This is a genomic window from Occallatibacter sp., assembly GCF_036502485.1.
Taxonomy (GTDB): Bacteria; Acidobacteriota; Terriglobia; order Terriglobales; family Acidobacteriaceae; genus Telmatobacter.
Genome location: NZ_DASXYM010000043.1, coordinates 34,027 through 50,549, shown reverse-complemented (window position 1 = coordinate 50,549; position 16,523 = coordinate 34,027). Strand labels below are relative to the sequence as shown.

General features: G+C 59.8%; 16 protein-coding genes. 13 read left to right on the top strand and 3 right to left on the bottom strand.

Going from position 1 to position 16,523, the window contains the following annotated elements; translation table 11 throughout:
• Positions 1–258: 258 nt before the first annotated feature.
• The 5 genes from VGL22_RS06910 (at position 259) to VGL22_RS06890 (ending at position 4,510) form a co-directional block, all read left to right on the top strand.
• Positions 259–561: a YciI-like protein gene (locus VGL22_RS06910; RefSeq protein ID WP_465266170.1), complete on the top strand. Its 303-nt coding sequence runs from the start codon at positions 259–261 to the stop codon at positions 559–561.
• A gap of 129 nt (positions 562–690) precedes the next feature.
• On the top strand, positions 691–1,779 hold the full coding sequence (gene asd / locus VGL22_RS06905; protein WP_465266169.1) for an aspartate-semialdehyde dehydrogenase: 1,089 nt from the start codon (positions 691–693) through the stop codon (positions 1,777–1,779).
• A gap of 40 nt (positions 1,780–1,819) precedes the next feature.
• On the top strand, positions 1,820–3,262 hold the full coding sequence (lysC, locus tag VGL22_RS06900) for a lysine-sensitive aspartokinase 3 (RefSeq protein WP_465266168.1): 1,443 nt from the start codon (positions 1,820–1,822) through the stop codon (positions 3,260–3,262).
• Between the two features lie 3 nt (positions 3,263–3,265).
• Positions 3,266–3,817: a DUF3237 domain-containing protein gene (locus VGL22_RS06895; protein ID WP_465266167.1), complete on the top strand. Its 552-nt coding sequence runs from the start codon at positions 3,266–3,268 to the stop codon at positions 3,815–3,817.
• A 12-nt stretch (positions 3,818–3,829) separates the two neighbouring features.
• Positions 3,830–4,510, top strand: coding sequence for a 4-hydroxy-tetrahydrodipicolinate reductase (locus VGL22_RS06890; RefSeq protein ID WP_465266166.1), 681 nt, complete (start codon positions 3,830–3,832; stop codon positions 4,508–4,510).
• Positions 4,511–4,955: 445 nt separating this feature from the next.
• Here VGL22_RS06890 and VGL22_RS06885 read toward each other — a convergent pair whose 3' ends face one another.
• Entirely contained in the window at positions 4,956–5,729 is a 774-nt protein-coding gene (locus tag VGL22_RS06885) for a hypothetical protein (RefSeq protein ID WP_465266165.1), read from the bottom strand.
• A gap of 133 nt (positions 5,730–5,862) precedes the next feature.
• On the opposite strand from VGL22_RS06885, the gene dapA reads away from it, so the two are divergent.
• Both dapA and VGL22_RS06875 read left to right on the top strand, forming a co-directional pair.
• Positions 5,863–6,786, top strand: coding sequence for a 4-hydroxy-tetrahydrodipicolinate synthase (gene dapA / locus VGL22_RS06880; protein WP_465266164.1), 924 nt, complete (start codon positions 5,863–5,865; stop codon positions 6,784–6,786).
• Positions 6,787–6,819: 33 nt separating this feature from the next.
• Entirely contained in the window at positions 6,820–8,199 is a 1,380-nt protein-coding gene (locus VGL22_RS06875) for a hypothetical protein (RefSeq protein WP_465266163.1), read from the top strand.
• Between the two features lie 13 nt (positions 8,200–8,212).
• Here VGL22_RS06875 and VGL22_RS06870 read toward each other — a convergent pair whose 3' ends face one another.
• Complete coding sequence (locus tag VGL22_RS06870; RefSeq protein WP_465266162.1) at positions 8,213–8,515, bottom strand: DUF2934 domain-containing protein; 303 nt, start codon at positions 8,513–8,515, stop codon at positions 8,213–8,215.
• A 504-nt stretch (positions 8,516–9,019) separates the two neighbouring features.
• On the opposite strand from VGL22_RS06870, the gene hfq reads away from it, so the two are divergent.
• The 3 genes from hfq (at position 9,020) to VGL22_RS06855 (ending at position 11,493) form a co-directional block, all read left to right on the top strand.
• The gene (gene hfq / locus VGL22_RS06865; protein WP_465266161.1) at positions 9,020–9,355 is read left to right on the top strand and encodes an RNA chaperone Hfq; all 336 of its coding nucleotides are present in this window, start codon (positions 9,020–9,022) and stop codon (positions 9,353–9,355) included.
• Entirely contained in the window at positions 9,345–10,802 is a 1,458-nt protein-coding gene (hflX, locus tag VGL22_RS06860) for a GTPase HflX (protein ID WP_465266160.1), read from the top strand. The genes hfq and hflX overlap by 11 nt, the downstream gene beginning before the upstream one ends.
• A 115-nt stretch (positions 10,803–10,917) precedes the next feature.
• A complete protein-coding gene (locus tag VGL22_RS06855; RefSeq protein WP_465266159.1) occupies positions 10,918–11,493 on the top strand; it encodes an NUDIX domain-containing protein in 576 nt (191 codons plus the stop codon).
• Positions 11,494–11,606: 113 nt separating this feature from the next.
• Here VGL22_RS06855 and VGL22_RS06850 read toward each other — a convergent pair whose 3' ends face one another.
• The gene (locus tag VGL22_RS06850; RefSeq protein WP_465266158.1) at positions 11,607–12,743 is read right to left on the bottom strand and encodes a citrate synthase; all 1,137 of its coding nucleotides are present in this window, start codon (positions 12,741–12,743) and stop codon (positions 11,607–11,609) included.
• Between the two features lie 374 nt (positions 12,744–13,117).
• Here VGL22_RS06850 and VGL22_RS06845 point away from each other — a divergent pair, with 374 nt between their 5' ends.
• The 3 genes from VGL22_RS06845 to VGL22_RS06835 all read left to right on the top strand — a co-directional run bounded on the left by VGL22_RS06845 (position 13,118) and on the right by VGL22_RS06835 (position 16,480).
• A complete protein-coding gene (locus VGL22_RS06845; protein WP_465266157.1) occupies positions 13,118–13,960 on the top strand; it encodes a hypothetical protein in 843 nt (280 codons plus the stop codon).
• 710 nt (positions 13,961–14,670) lie between these two features.
• Positions 14,671–15,240 carry a polysaccharide biosynthesis/export family protein gene (locus VGL22_RS06840; protein ID WP_465266156.1) on the top strand — a complete coding sequence of 190 codons (570 nt, stop codon included), beginning with the start codon at positions 14,671–14,673 and terminating at the stop codon, positions 15,238–15,240.
• A gap of 28 nt (positions 15,241–15,268) precedes the next feature.
• Positions 15,269–16,480, top strand: a complete 1,212-nt coding sequence (locus tag VGL22_RS06835) for a hypothetical protein (protein ID WP_465266155.1) — start codon at positions 15,269–15,271, stop codon at positions 16,478–16,480.
• Positions 16,481–16,523: the final 43 nt, after the last annotated feature.

The following is a 16,523-nucleotide window of genomic DNA, read 5'->3' as shown; positions in this document are numbered from 1 at the left end:
GTGAACTGCCCAACTGCCGTGCCTCGTGCCCCGGCGCAGAGTGAATTGTGGAGACACTATTTGTTTTCTGATTTCTCCGTCAAGTGACGGAGGTCGGCCGACCTTTGGGGTCTAAGCGGCGCGGCGTTGCTCAAGCACGCAGCAGCGTTTTGAGATCGAGGACGAAGCAAACACACGGATCTTGGCGGTTCAACGCGATTTCCGCCAGGTTTCAGAGTTGTTTTAGTATGGAGGCGCAGGAAGTCAGAGAGGGAGGTCATGCATTATCTGCTCTTCTATGAGGTGAGCGAAGACTATGTCGCACGTCGCTCTGAATTACGAAAACTTCATTTACAAAAGGCCTGGGCGGCGAGCGAACGTGGCGAATTGATGCTGGGAGGGGCCTTGGCGAATCCGGTGGATGGAGCTGTTTTGCTGTTCAAAGGCGATTCGGTCGCGGTGGCTGAGGAGTTTGCCCGGGCCGATCCGTATGTGCTGAATGGGTTGGTGAGGCGATGGTATGTGCGAGAGTGGACTACCGTCGCCGGCGAACAGTGTGCTATGCCGGTGCGGCCGGATTAGGGTTGTCCCGGTGCCGAGTTGCGTGCTGGAAGATTTCACGGCAGCGCGTCCACGGAGTTAACCCTGAGGCGATGTGCGTATCTCCTCGGACGACTGCCTTTCCTGTACACTGAAATGTTTACTTCCATCATGCGAAACAAATATTCAATTGGCATTCTTGGGGCCACCGGAATGGTGGGCCAGCGCTTCATCCAGTTGCTTGAGAACCATCCGTGGTTCGAGATTGCGTGGCTTGCGGCCAGCGACCGCTCGAGCGGGAAGAAGTATGGCGAGGCGGCCAAGTGGCGGCTAGAGTTTCCGCTGCCGGATCGCATTGCGAACATGACGGTATCGTCGGCGGAACCGGTGGGGGCGCCGAAGATTATCTTCGCTGCGCTTGACTCTGATATTGCGAAGGAACTGGAGCCGAAGTTTGCCGCGGCGGGTTGCGCCGTGGTGTCGAACTCGAGCGCATTCCGCATGCATCCAGAGGTGCCGCTGGTGATTCCGGAGGTGAACGCGGAGCACCTGCACCTGATCGAGGAGCAGTCGTGGCGCAAGGAATCGGGCGGGTATATGGTGACGAACCCGAACTGCTCAGCGATTGGGCTGGTGGTGGCTCTGAAGCCTTTGGAAGAGCGCTTTGGGATCGAGCAGATTTTCGTTTCGACGATGCAGGCGATCAGTGGCGCGGGGTATCCGGGCGTGCCGTCAATGGACATTCTGGGCAATGTAGTGCCCTACATCAAGAGCGAAGAAGAGAAGATGGAAGCGGAAACGCTCAGGCTTCTGGGCCGTTTCGAGGGCCATCAAGTGAAGCCGCTGAGCGCGCGGATGTCGGCGCATTGCAATCGTGTGGCGGTGGAGGATGGGCACACCGAGTGCGTGTCGATCAAGCTGGGCAAGAAGCTGGGCCGGGCGGCGACGAAAGAAGAGATTCTGGCGGCGTGGGCGGAGTTCAAGCCTCTGGCAGGGCAGCAACTTCCGATGGCGCCGGAGCAGCCGGTGGAGTTTGCGCCACAGGACGATCGTCCGCAGCCGCGGCTGGATCGGAATCGCGGGCGGGGCATGGGCGTGACGGTGGGTAGGCTTCGTCCGTGCGGTCTGCTGGACTGGAAGTTCACGGTTCTGTCGCATAATACGATTCGCGGCGCCGCAGGTGCGGCCATCTTGAATGCGGAACTGCTGGTAAGCCTGGGCAAGTTGGAACCCGTGACGGCTGCGGCCACGCGTAGATAGACCGGGCTTTCGCCCTGACTTTCCGAAGAGTGGGATTTGCATGAGCCTTGTGGTTATGAAGTTCGGCGGGACATCGGTGGAAGATCCCGCGGCGATCAATCGGACCGCCTCGATTGTCGCCGGACGTGTGGCAGCAGGAAAAAAGCCTGTGGTGGTGGTGAGCGCCATGGCCCGGGTCACGGATCAGCTTCTGCGCTGCGCCGGGGCGGCTTCGCAGGGGGACCGTACCGGTGCGCTGGCGATCAGCTCGCGGCTGCGGTCGCGGCATCGCGACACGGCTGCTGCGCTGGTGAAGGATCACAAGCAAGCGGCCGAACTGGTGAACTGGATTGACCAGAAGTTCGATCAGCTGGATGAGGTTCTGCGGGGACTGGCTGCGATTCTGGAATTGACGCCGAGGATTTCCGATCTGATCGTCAGCTACGGCGAGCGGATTTCGAGCCGGATGATCGCTTCGGCATTTTGCGAACGTGGGGTGATCGCTGCGCATGTGGACTCGCGCGAGGTGGTGGTCACCGATTCGCAGTATCAGAAGGCGATTCCGATTGATTCCATCATTGAGAAGAGGGCGGCGGAGAAGGTGCGGCCCCTTGTGGATGAGGGAAAGGTTCCGGTGCTGGGCGGGTTTATCGGGTCGAATGAGGCGGGAATCACGACGACGCTGGGCCGCGGCGGTTCCGATTTCACGGGTGCGCTGATTGGCGGAGCGATGCAGGCTGAGGCTATCGAGATCTGGACGGATGTGGATGGCATCATGACCAGCGATCCGCGGGTGTGTCCGGACGCGCTGCGGGTGAAGGTAATCAGCTTTGAAGAGGCGGCGGAACTGGCGTACTTTGGCGCGAAGGTGCTTCACCCTGCGACAATTCTGCCGGCGGTGAAGAGGAACATCCCGGTGCTGGTGCTGAACAGCAAGAATCCGACAAATGAGGGCACGCGCATCATTTCATTGGCGCCGCACTGCAAGAGCCCGTTCAAGTCGATTGCGGTGAAGAAGAAGCTGTCGATCATTGACGTGGTGGCGAGCCGCATGCTGATGACCCATGGGTATCTGAAGGAGATCTTCACGATCTTCGACAAGCACCAGACGCCCGTGGATATGGTTTCGACCAGCGAGGTGTCGGTCTCGCTTACGGTGGATTCGAACGACAAGCTGCCCTTGATTGCAGCGGACCTGAGCAAGCTGGCGGACGTGAAGTACGAGGGCAAAAAGGCGCTGATCTGCATGGTGGGGGAAGATATCCGCGGGCAGAACGGGATGGCCGCGCAGGTGTTTGCGGCGGTGCGCCACATCAATGTGCGGATGATCTCGCAGGGAGCCAGCGAGATCAACATGAGCTTCATGATTGATGAGGAGGACGCAGACGAGGCGGTGCGCAGCCTGCATGGGGTGTTCTTCCAGGATCCTGATCCGGCGATCTTTGATGTGGAGGCGCGGAAGCAGGTTGCGCAGGCGGTAAGCTCCGGCAGCCCGCGGGAGTAAGACATGGCCTTGCGCGCAGAAGCTGCACTTTCGCTGCTGGAGACTGCGGTTCTGTTTGTGCCGAAGCTTGGCGCGCTGACGGCGGCACGGGCGCTTTTGGCGATTCCGAAGCTGGAGTTAGTCTATGAGGAGCCGGTTACGCTGGGCCCATCGCAGGCGTCGGCAGAAACACCTGAAGGCAAGCGCAACATCGTACCGATCACCGGCGGAACTTTCGAAGGGCCGCGGCTTAGAGGCAAGGTTATGCCCGGAGAATGGGACTGGCAACCCGCATCGCCTGGCGGCTGTTTCACTATTCATGCCGACCCCATGATCCAGACGAATGACGGCGCGATTATCGACGCCGGCAATGTGGGTAAGCAGTGCAAGAGTTCCGACGGAAGGCAGGGCGCGCTGTTGACCACGCCGACGTTCGAAGCGCCGAAGGGCAAGTATGACTGGCTGAATGGCGGGGCATACGTGGGAGCGCTCGACGAGGTGACGTCACTGAACGGCACGCCCGCGGTTCGGGCTCGCTTTTATAGGGCAGAAGGCGCGGCTTCCGCCGGCCAATAAGGGAGACTCGAGATGCTCTTTCTGGTACTCGGCAAGGGGAAAACCGGCTCGCTGGTGGCGGAGATTGCGCGCGAGCGGGGCCATGGTGTGCGCGTTCTGGATATGGCAGAGAACCGCAGCGCGTCGGCGCTCACCGGACCTACGTTGGCTGGGGTGGATGCGGTGATCGATTTCACCAATGCTGACGCGGCGGTGGAGAACATGCGCGCGGTGCTGGCGCTGGGGTGCCGGATCGTGGTAGGAACCACGGGGTGGTATGGCCAGTTGGCGGCCATGAAAGAGCTGGCGCACCGGCGCGGCGGGGCGCTGCTGTATGGCACGAACTTTTCTATCGGCGTGCAGAAGTTGTTCCGGCTGACGGCAGAGCTTGCACAGCTGGATGGATACTCATTCTCAATCGAGGAGACGCATCACACCTCGAAGCTGGATGCGCCGTCGGGGACGGCGCTGACGCTGAAGGAGATCATTCAGTCGATACGGCCTAAGGCGGATGTGTCGGTGGCTTCGCATCGCGTGGGGGATGCGAAGGGCGAGCATGTGGTGACCGCCAAGAGCGACATCGACGTGCTGGAGCTTCGGCACGATGCGGCGACGCGACGCGGGTTCGCGCTGGGAGCGGTGCGGGCCGCGGAGTGGGTTGCGAAGCAGGGTGCGGGGGCTTGGGATTTTCGGGAGATCTTCAATCAGTTGTGAGCGGAAGGCGCTGCGACGTTTTCTAGGGCGCGTCGGCCAAGACGTCCCGTGCAATTCCCCGTTTAACCGCGCCTAACGAGGCGCCGGAGTAGCTGATGATGCTGCACGAGTCGAGGAACGGGGACACGATATCGGGCTCGTCGGGTTGAAGATTGTAGAGACGGATTGATTGACTACCCAACCGGAGGTCCCCGACGCTCCCGCGCTTGGCAGCATGGTGTCCGGGCGTCCCAGCGGTTCTTCGTGTCGCCATAGCGGAGTAGCGCGATTTTTCAAACTCCGCAAATGTTCGAAGGTTACCCAGACCAGCGGAGGTTCATTTTCACGCGATATGCGCATCGAGTGAATCCTGGAGATTGAAACATATCTGAAGTCGCGACCGACCAAGTCGAGAGAACAACGGCATCGCGGCTCAGTCCGGTTGAGGATCTCATATTCCTCGTTGTCATTTCCGAGCAGCAGCGCCAAGCCCCGGCATGATCTCAGCCACCTGGTCGCAGTCGCGCCAACGGGTGAGGCAAGAGAGCTTGAACTCAAAGATTTGCTCCAAGACTCTGGGGTCCGCGAAAGGAGTGAAATTCGCTCTGATTCGCTGGCAACCGCTGCAGAACCCTGCGCAGCGGGCGCAAGTTCCCGCGGCGTAGATCGTATATTCCGGATGCTGCGCTTTCGAGTACGGCGGTCCATCCATGCGTAACCGTGAAGCTCCGTTCGCGTTGCCAGAGAGCAGATCGAAGTATTCTTGTGGTGCGTCATGGCGGTTAACGGCGGCGAAGACGGAGAATGACTTGGTCCAAATGATGCCGTTCTTAACTTGGAAATTTGCCCAAACAAGACTGAGGCGGCCGCCAAGCATCACATAATGCTTAATGAACCAGATGCTCCACCTGTGCGGTTCGACTCGTGGACTGCCACTTGGAAGGACCACGACGGGGAGGGCTCGAGCCATATCTTCTGTCGCGATCTGGTAGTCGCAGTGCTCCATGGAACAGGAGCCTTCCCAGGCGCCCCCAAGCTCCCCATTTGTGCATAATGCTCTGTGCGTCGCCCAAGTGCTTTTGCCCATCTTGACGGCGCGAATGTAGGCAAGAAGGCGCTCGGCGCGCCAGCGCAGGTGGCGTTGCTGGATTTGCACTAGTGCGGTCAGGCTCAGGATGAGCAAGACAGAGTACAGGGAAGCACACAGCAGGATTCGGCTCCAGCGCACATGGGATTTCATGGAAAGGTAGACTCCGCCGACTTCTGGTTTGTTCCTAAACCAGGCAGGAGCCAGCATAGACGATTCGGGGCTATCTGCGCAGGCGGTCGTGAATCGCAATCCAAGGTCGCTGAGCGGTATAAACTAGCCTGTCATGAATACAACTGGCTGTGGTACTGCGATTGTCACGCCGTTTCGCGCGGACGGGGTGATTGATGAGCAGGCGCTTTGGGCGCTGGTGAACTGGCAAATCGAATCGGGAATCGACTTCATCGTAGCGTGCGGGTCGACGGGTGAGGCGGCCACGCTCGAAGAAGACGAGTGGCTGCAAACTGTTCGCATTGTGATTGAGGCCGCCGCTGGGCGGGTGCCGGTGTGGGCGGGATGTACGCACAACTCCACGCGCACGCTGCTGAGGATGGCGGCGCAACTGCGCCAGGTGAAGGGCGTCAGCGCGGTTCTATCGGCGAATCCCTATTACAACAAGCCCACGCAGGAGGGTCAGTATCAGCATTTTCTGGCGCTGGCCAAGGCCGTGGCTCCGCTGCCGGTGTGCCTGTATAACGTGCCCGGGCGCACGGCCGTCAACCTGGAGCCGGAGACGGTGGTGCGGCTGATCGAGGCCGCGCCCAACATTCAGGCCATCAAGGAAGCCAGCGGCAAGCTGCCGCAGATTGCCGCTGTGTTGCACGGGGCGCCCCGGACGTTCAAGGTATTTTCCGGCGATGACAATATGGCGCTGGCGGCGATTGCGACAGGCGCGCAGGGGCTCATTAGCGTTGCGTCGAACGAGGCGCCGGAGGAGGTCAGCCGGATGATTCATGCGGCACTCGAAAACCAGTGGAGCGAGGCGCGCGAGATTGAGCGCCGCTATATGCGGCTGTTCGAGGCGAATTTCTGGGAGTCGAACCCGTCGCCCGTGAAGACGGTGCTGAGCCTGATGGGGAAGTGCAGCAACGCGGTACGCCTGCCGCTGGTGCCGCCCACGGCGACGACACGCGCCCGTCTGGAGCGCCTGGCGGGCGAGATGGGTCTGCTCAAGTTCGCGCCGGTGGAAGGTGATCTGAGGATGTTCTAAGAACTACCACAAAGGAAGACCGGGAGCGGGCCCATGGATCGGCGAACCTTTCTGCAATCGCTTTCTGCGGTGGCTGCGGTACCAGCGGCGACCTCAGCCGGGCAGGAAACCTCGGGCGCGACGTGCACGGAACGTCTGCGCTTTGCCGTGTCGGGTCCGATTACGGGCCCGGTTGCGCGGGTTTTGGCGCCGCCCTCCGGGGCGCCCCCGCTTGCTCAAAGCCCGCGCTACAAGGGGCTCCGCTTTACCGGGCGCGAACGAGAGTATGTGGAGACGATTGGCGCGGATACATGGTATCCGGGTTGGGCGGCAGACGGCACGCTCTATTGCAGCTACACCGACGGCGGGGTCAAGGACTCATCTGGGCGGGATGTTCGCGCCAATTCGCAGTGGGAGCAGCCGGGCGGATTGCATGAGGCGTGGCTTCGGGATCTTGGGTTGAGCTCGGACCAGGACCGAATTTTTGCGCCGGCGGACCGCGGCACCACGAGTGGAAACGCGATTCTGATGGGTGAGGATCCGTTTGCACTGACGGTGAAGCCGCTGGAGCCGTTTCGCCAGGTCAGCCCTCGTTACGAGGGGTATTATCCGTGCGCGAACCTAGTTCACAAGGGGATCTGGTACTACGGCGGCTATTACTGCCATCGGTGGCTGAACCAGCACAATGTCCCTATCACTTACGAGTTGGGGGGATTTGGCGGGTTTCGGATGTCGCGGGATGGGGGCGCATCCTGGCAGGAATCTCCCCATGACGATCAGCGGCCGCTGTTTCCGGAGACGGGGCGTTGTTCGGGCGGCGGGCCGATCCGGTTTGGGACGCCCCATTTTGTTGATTTCGGGCGAGATCTGGAGCACTCGCCGGATGGGTACGCTTATCTTGCGGGACACGGGACGTACTCGCCCGACGGGATTGCGAACTGGTCGAGCGGGGACGCGATTTCGCTGGGGCGGGTTCGCCCGTCGCCCGAGACGATGAACGATCCGGCGGCATGGGAGTTCTATGCCGGAGGCGAGCGATGGACGCGGGACTTCAGCCGCATTCGGCCGATCATCGAGTGGCCGGGCGGAGCGGGTTGCGTGAACATCACATGGCTACCGGTTGCGAAGCGCTACTTCGCATTCGCATGCGGCGGATGGGCCGACGGAGACGCCGGCCAGTACAACCTGTGGGTTCTGGAATCCGAGAATATTACGGGGCCTTGGTTCACCGTGACCGTTCTCTGGGGAGCCGGGGGCGGACAGCCTTACTTTGTGTGCATGCCGGGGAAATTCAACAGGACGCACCCGGACAGGATTGTCCTGTTTTACTCGGCAAACTGGCGTAAGGGCAGGTCCGGCGTGCACGAATCGTCAGATCCGGTGGGCCCGGGTGGGACCTACAGCCTTTGCGTTGCTGAATTCCAATTGATCTGAAAGAGGCCGGTTCCTATTCTTTTCCGCGTAGTTCCTGCTCGGCGCGATACCAGTCATCTTCGTGCTGGCCGTGCTTGTGTCCGCGCTGCTGCCAGTAGGTGTGGGCAAGGCGCGCCACTTCGTCGTGCGGAACATGCTGGTCATTGATGGCTGCCTGGCCGTTGAGGCTGACCGGATCTGCGGTCACGCCATTGCCGCCCTTCTTAGCGGCGACCTTACGTGGCTTGGCCGCGGTGGTGGCTTTGTCTGCGGTGGCCGCTTTGGCGGTCGTGGCGGCCTTGGTGGTGCTTGTCTTCTTCTTCGGTGTTTCTGCCATTCCTAGTCCTCCTGGAGATTTCAGCAGTTCGGAAGCATCCTTTTTATGGGGCCCAAGCTGCCATCCGCTGGGAATCGCACTGGCTTAGCTGGGTGGGAAAATTTCTCCCCTTCGAACTGCCTGAGGGCCAAACGAACGGGCCGTCTCTCCTAGGATACAAAATTCTTTGCTCGACTGTACCCCATAGCGAACTGGGGCATCCTGAGGGTAAACCGGGCGAGGGGCGTTCTGATTGATGATCAAGTTTGAGTGCGACTTGGGCAGGCTGGGTGTCGGCGACGGGCTTCTAGAGGATGGTACGAATGGTCGTCACATTTCGCGGGGGCAGGTTACTTACCGATATCTGTTCTCAAGCGCAGTTGAAAACGGCCCCTAATTGGCCTAAAGTTGTCACATTGCGGGAATTTGGCGGCTTTCGCAGTTCGAAGGCCGCTCCGTCGATTTGTCTGCACCGGAAGTTTGCGCACACCATCTAACCCCTAGAGGAAGTAGGAGATCGGCATCATGGAAAACAAGCCGGCACAGAATATTCAGGATACTTTCCTGAATACCGTTCGGAAGGACAAGACCCCCATCACCATTTACCTTGTGAGCGGAGTGAAACTTACGGGGAAGATTCGCTCATTTGATAAATACTCGGTTCTTCTGGAGAACAATAGCCAGGAGCAGTTGATCTTCAAGCACGCAATTTCAACCGTGGTGAGCAATCGAAGCGTCCTGCACGGCGAACATCGCGCGCCCGGAATGCACACCAGTCTGGGCCCTGCTCCGGTGGGTGTACCGTCTTCCGCATCAGGGACGGGAGATACTCCTCGTGGAGCCGTAACGATTGGCAGTTAAATCAAGCAGGATCGTGCAGCCGGGAAATCGGCCGGAGCGCGCCATCCTAGTGGGAGTGGACCTGCAGGTTCGCTCCCGCACCAAACGCGCAGGCGTGGAAGGCGCGCGGGCAGCCGTACGTCCTGAGGTTGGGCTGGAGCTTCCTCCTTCTGAGCCGTTGCGCACCACCGCCGCCGCCGGGGTCTCCGCGACTGCTTTAAATGCTGATGAATCACTTGCCGAATTCCGCGAACTGGTGCTGAGCGCCGGCGCAGAGGTCGCGGGAGAACTGCTGCAGCGGCGCCTTCGGCCTGATCCCGCGACGCTGGTGGGAGCCGGCAAGATTGAGGAGATTGCGGGTGTTGCCGAGTCTACTGAGGCGGACTTGATTCTGTTCGATCACGATCTTTCCCCCACGCAGTTGCGAAACCTTGACGCAGCCATGCCGTGCCGGGTGCTGGATCGCACGCAGTTGATCCTGGATATTTTCGCGCGCCATGCACGAACTCGCGAGGGCCAATTGCAAGTGGAACTGGCACAGCTCGAATACATGTTGCCGCGGTTGACAGGGCGCGGCAAATCCATGTCGCAGACGGGTGGCGGCATCGGCACGCGCGGACCAGGTGAAACTCAGCTGGAAACGGATCGGCGGCGTATTCAGCGGCGAATCGATCAATTGAAGAGGGATCTGGATGCCGTGCGGCGGGTTCGGCGGCAGCAGCGGCAGCGGCGCGAGACGGTTCCGGTTCCGACGGCAGCACTGGTGGGATACACAAACGCTGGGAAGAGCACGCTTTTCAACCGGATCACTGGGGGGCAGGTGCTGGAGTCGTCGAAGATGTTTGCGACCCTCGATCCGAAGCTGAGGGCGATTGAATTGCCTAGCCGGCGAAAGGTGCTGCTATCCGATACGGTGGGATTCATTCGTAACCTGCCGCACACTTTGGTAACCAGTTTTCGGGCGACTCTTGAAGAAGTGGAGCAAGCGGAGGTGCTGCTACACGTTCGCGATGCGGCATCGAGTTACGGGGAAGAGCAGAGGGTCCAGGTGGAGCGAGTGCTGGGGGAATTAGGGGCGCTCAACAAGCCGCGTATCGAGGTGCTGAACAAGGTCGATCTGCTAAACGGCGACGAACCGCAGGTCGTGCGGGAAGGAGCGGTCCCCGCAGGGACCGTCGGGGTGTCCGCCAAGACCGGTGAGGGCATCGACGACTTGCTGCGTGCGATCGACGAGGCGCTGCGGTCCGACCCGCTGATCGATGCCAGCCTGCGGGTTCCGCAGCACGAGGGTGCCGTGCTGGCTGCCATTGACGCCGGCATGGTCGTGCACAGCCGGGAGTACGAGGGCAATCTCGTCCATCTCTCGGTCACGGGGCCGGCCTCGCTGGTGGGGCGACTCCGCGAGTACCGCTTGCGGGATGACCGGAGCCCGGGCGCGCCAGCGGCGGGCGTGCCGAACCAGTCTTAACCCGGGGCATTCACCAGCCTCCGATCATCGGTCCTATTCTTAGATTTTATAATCAAAATGCGCATGGCGAACGCTTCCAGTGCGCCGCGCTTTGGGGCCGTGGCAAACTATTCCTGTGAATAATCAAGACAGTCTCAGCCCCGCCGTGCCGCTTCCGTCGATTACAACGCTTTCAAGCAGGGAGATTTACCGCAACGCATGGATGCGGCTGCGGGAAGACGAGATTCTGCGCTCCAATGGCAGGCAGGGAATCTACGGTGTCATTGAGAAGGACGACGCGGCTATCATCATTCCCATCGAAGGCGACCGCATCTGGCTGGTGGAGCAGTTTCGATACACGATTCAGGAGCAGGCGCTGGAACTGCCACAGGGCGGCTGGGAGATGGCGGTCGACAATCCTGAGGATCTGGCGCGTGGCGAGCTGCGAGAAGAGACTGGCCTGCACGCGCAGAAGATGACCTGTCTCGGCTCGCTGTGGATTGCGTATGGATTCACGCGGCAGAAGCAGCATGTGTACCTAGCCACGGGACTGACGCAGGCGGAGAAGGATCCTGATGATGAGGAACACGACATGGTAGTGCGGAACGTGGCGGTGTCCGAGTTCGAGCGGATGCTGGTGGATGGCGAGGTCCGGGATGGGTGTACCGTGGCAGCCTGGGGACTTTACCTGATGTGGAAGGCGCGACACTAGTGGCGGAGGCCGCCGGGCACAGGACGAAGTTGAGGTCTTCCAGCAACGCACATTAAAAGTCAAACGGCGGAGCCAGGTGCTCCGGCGTTGGGTTCCTGAACGCGAATTGAATATCAGGGGCGCTCTTCGAGGGGAACCCAGGGGCTCGGGTATTCGGGGCCGATGTATTCTGCGCGCGGGCGGATGAGGCGGTTGTCATCGAGCTGCTCGATGACGTGGGCAGCCCAGCCGGAGATGCGGCTCAGGGCAAAGATCGGTGTGTAGAGGTCGATGTCGATGCCGAGAGTCTGGTAAGTGGAAGCCGAGTAGAAATCGACGTTGGCGTTGAGCTTCTTATCTTCTTTGATGTAGAGCTCAATGGCGCGGGACATGTCGTACCACTTGGGCGTGCCGGAATCTTTGCCTAGCTGCTCGCTCATGCGCCGCAGGTGGGTGGCGCGGGGATCTTCCGTTTTGTAGACGCGGTGGCCGAAGCCCATGATCTTCTGCTTGGCCTGGAGCATGTTCTTGACGTAATCGACAGGGTCGGCGCCGGCTTTATCTATGTTGAGCAGCAGGCGCATTACGCCTTCGTTGGCGCCGCCGTGGAGCGGTCCCTTGAGCGCGCCGATGGCACCGGTGATGGCGGAGTGAATGTCACTGAGGGTGGCGGCGATGACTCGGGCGGCGAAGGTGGAGGCGTTCAGCTCGTGGTCGGCGTGCAGCACCAGCGCCATATCGAGGGTGCGGGTGGCGGTTTCGGAAGGCTTCACCCCGTTGAGCATCCACAGGAAATTGGCCGCGTGCGAGAGGGTGCGATCCGGGGGGATGATTTCCTTGCCCTTGCGGATGCGATCGTAGATGGCGACAATCATGGCGATCTGTGCGGTGAGGTTGTAGGCTTTGCGCACATTGGCGTCGTGAGAATTGTCCTTCTCGTCAGCGTCATAGAAGCTGAGTGCCGAGACCGTAGTGCGGAGGACCTCCATGGGGGTGGCCGAGGTGGGAAAGCTCTTCAGCAAATCGATGATGCGCTGATCGAGCACGCGGGCCAGTGCGAGCTGCTGCTGAAATTCGCGCAGCGCGAATTCGTTGGGGAGAATGCCGTTCCACAGCAGGTAGGTGGTCTCTTCAAATGTCGAGTTTTCAGCCAGCTCGTGAATATCGATTCCGCGATAAGCCAGCACGCCGGTGTCTCCGTCGATGTAGCAGATTCCGGAGTTCGCCGCGACAATACCTTCTAGACCCTTACCCGCAACAGCAGTTGACATAAATTCTTAGATTCTCCCTTTACTTAGATGGTTCCTGGCGGCCAAGGGCAACAGTTGAGACGTGGAGGAGGCTGCCAGCGCAAATTCCGGGCAAACTTCTTTATATCGTAGCGATTCCGTGGTTGTCACGGCGCGGCGAGCAGAATGTGGAGAGGTCGACCTGCGATGCGGGACTTCCGCCGTTGAGCGCTTTCTTCCGATATTCTTATATTTCCCCCTAATCTGCGGAAGAGGCTTGCGTGAAATCGGTGCAGGTGCCGCACAATATGGGAAACTCCGTTGAGGAGAGCGCAGCAGCGACGTCTAACAAAGAACGACGCCACACAGCTGAGCGGTACGCCAGGACGGTCCGCCAAGGAGTGCGAAACCAGACCATGAAAGACGACCTACTCGAGAATGCACCCAGAAGCTATTCCGGCGCGCTGCTTGCGGCCATAGGTATTGCGCTTTTGTGCGGGGTGGCATCGCTGATCTGGGCGTGGAGCCTGAGCGGCAGATTGAGCACGCAGCAGCAGGAACTCACCGACGCGCGGCAGAAGAATGTGCAACTGGCCGCGGACCTGCGAGAGACGGATGCCAAGCTGCGCGTTACGGCGGATGAACTGGGCAAGTCTCTAGGGCTGACGCAGAAACAGATGGATTTGCGGGCGCAGCAACTGCTGGCCCGCGAGAATGCTCAGGAAGCTGCAGCGCGGCGCCTGGAGACCGCGCAGAAGGAGACCGCGCAGCAGGTGAATGCGGTTGCCACCGATGTCTCGTCTGTGAAGACCGACGTGGGTGGGGTGAAGACCGATTTGGGCAAGACGAAGAACGATCTTGCCGGGGCAGTAGCGACGCTGACCTCAATGCGAGGGGACCTGAGCGATCACTCGAGCCTGATTGCGCGCAATCATGATGAACTCGAGATTCTGAAGCACAAGGGCGATCGGACATATTACGAGTTCACGCTGAGCAAGAACCAGCGCCAGCCGGTGGGGACGGTCAGCCTGGAGTTGAAGAAGACGGATGCCAAGAAGAGCAAGTTCACGCTGCTTGTGTATGCGGACGACAAGAAATACGAAAAGAAGGACCGGAACATCAATGAGCCGCTGCAGTTTTATAGCGGCGGACAGCCATCTCTTTTTGAAATTGTGGTGAATTCGATTGATTCGAAGAACCAGGTGAAGGGGTATTTGTCGACGCCGAAGGGCGCGCCTGTTCCGCCGCCGGTGGGTTAGCCGGCCGTGCAGAGCGGAGGAGTGCAGAGGGCCGGGCGAATGCCGGCCCTTTTCTCATTTGGCGAGATCATGCGGGAGCCCATCACGGGAGGAGCAAGGAACTCGCTACCCAGCGGAGCAAAGACGTGCCGCCCGTTATGGGAGAGCGGCAACCTGGAGGTCCGGTTTACAGAAGAACTTGCCCAGGGCTAGGAATTCGTTTGTCCCCTCGCAGGGGCCGAAGAGGCAGAGACGTTCCGTCAAAAGTGGAAAACAGTTTCCACTTGGCAGGGCGGGGGATGCGAAAAGAGTTTCTCTTTCGGCCATCTCCACTTGCCGCTCCGAACCACTTTCGAAGGGGTAAGCGATGAAGGGACGCTGAATTCGGCAGGGCTGGGGAAGATCTGGCGGCTCAGGCAGTTTGGCACGCGTATTGCTTCAACTCAGGCAGAGCTATTTATGCATCCGTGCCCAAATTCGAACCCATATCGAAGGTCGGAGTGCGCGCGTCCGCTCGTTTCGGCAGACGCGCCGGTTTCCGAGGTACGGGAGGCCGCGCGTCGTAATCGCGGGAGCGCAGCGACGGAACCCGGGATGAGCCACCACGCCCTGCGCCATGAACCTCAGCGCATTCAGAGCGAGGATCAACAGAGATCGGCAAAAGGCGGTACAGCGTGACCATTTCCAGGGGTTTGCCCCTTCTTCTAGTCGTGTATTCACTGTCATGTGGGTTGGCGCAATCCAGGCTTGCGGGTTTACCGCCGGTGTTTCAGGCCGCCACCAAATCGGCACTACCGCCGGACTCCGGTACTGCCTCCAACGGCGCCTACACGATCGGTCCGGCTGATGTGCTTACCGTGATGGTGTTGAGAGAGGCGAGCTTGTCGGGGAATCTTCTCGTTCGGCCAGACGGGATGATCTCAATGCCCTTGCTGGGGGATGTGAAGGCTGCCGGTGCCAATCCGCGCGAACTGGCGAATGACATCGCCGAGCGCCTTAAGAAGTACATTCAAGACCCCAACGTCACTGTCGTCGTGAGCCAGATCAACAGCAGGAAAGCCTACCTGATCGGGGAAGTCAACAAGGTAGGTCCGGTGGACATCACAAATGGTATGACCCTGCTGGAAGCAATCTCCAGCGCAGGCGGTCTCACGCAGTACGCCAATGTGCGGAAAATATACGTCCTTCGCAAGCAGAGTGCGAAAGACCTGCGCATCCCGATCCAATACAAACAAGCCCTGAAAGGCGACCGCGCTTCCAACGTGGTAGTCCAACCCGGCGACACGATCGTTGTTCCGTAGGCGAGCTATGAGACTGAATCTAACGCTAGTGGCCATATCGACATTCGTATGCATGCAGGCCGGCGCGCAGGCGCACCCCTCTGGCCAGGCAGGAAAGGCTACGCTGGCCTATGACATGCGCTATGCGGAGACAATGCAGTTTTACGGAAGTCAGCAAGCCACGAATCAGCAAAACACAAACCGGAGCTCAGCGTCTGGCGAGGTGGTTTATACAAATGGTCATGAGAAAAAGCCCTTAGCCCTCACATACTCCGGCGGGTACCTTTGGTCCATTCAAGGATCAGCCTCGGGAACGGGCTTTTTCCAGCACATGTTGATATCTCAAGGGTGGGTTGAGCGTAAGTGGAATCTGGTGCTCGACGATGACATAAGCTATCTTCCGCAATCGCCGATGTCGGGTTTTTCGGGGATCCCAGGGGTCGGAGGTCTTCCGCCCTCGCAGGGTCCGCCGACACAACCCATTCTGTTACTCAACACGCGAAGCATTGAGAACGCTACCGAAGCGAGTTTTAATCGAGCGGTTGACTTTAATAAGATGGCCGGTCTTCGCGGTAGCTTCAGGATTCTCCGATTCCCTGACGGGAATGGTCTTGAGACCAACGAAGTGCAGATAGCCCCGAGGTTTGCATGGAGTCTCAACCATCTAAGTACCGCCTCCATTGAGTACGTATTCGCGCGGTTCACCTATCCGGATTCGAATTTGATCATGGGTACGCAGACCCCGATGTTCGGCTATGCGCGCCGCTGGAGCAGGAAAGTGAAGACGGACCTGGCCATCGGACCGCAGTGGGTCGGCAGTTCTGACAGCCAGGTCCTTCCGGACTCGGTTGATGTTGCAGTTAGCGCCTCTGTCGAATACCAGGCGCGGGCAAGCACCGCTTCGCTCAGTTATTACCGCGCGACCACGGGAGGGTCGGGGGCCGGAGCGCTTACTGGGGAACACAATGATGATGTGACCTTTCAATTCGCTCACCCGGTCGGCAGGGACCTGACGCTAAGCGCGAATGCTTCGTACGGATTCACGAGCGGTCTGCTCCAAACGGGGGAAACCATGAGCAAGGTCGGTGGAGTCCAGGCAGAGCGCCGGTTAGGAAGCACAATAACAGCGTTCGCAAACTATACCTTCACCCAGCAGACCTCGACCGCAAACCTTCCGGCAAATGCTATAGCAGGCGTATCTCAAGTGATCGGGTTTGGTATAGGTTACGCTCCACGCGGCGGTCACACGGGCAGAAAATAAGCGAGGAGCAAGAGCATGTGTGCAAGACAGCGAGCGAAGCGAA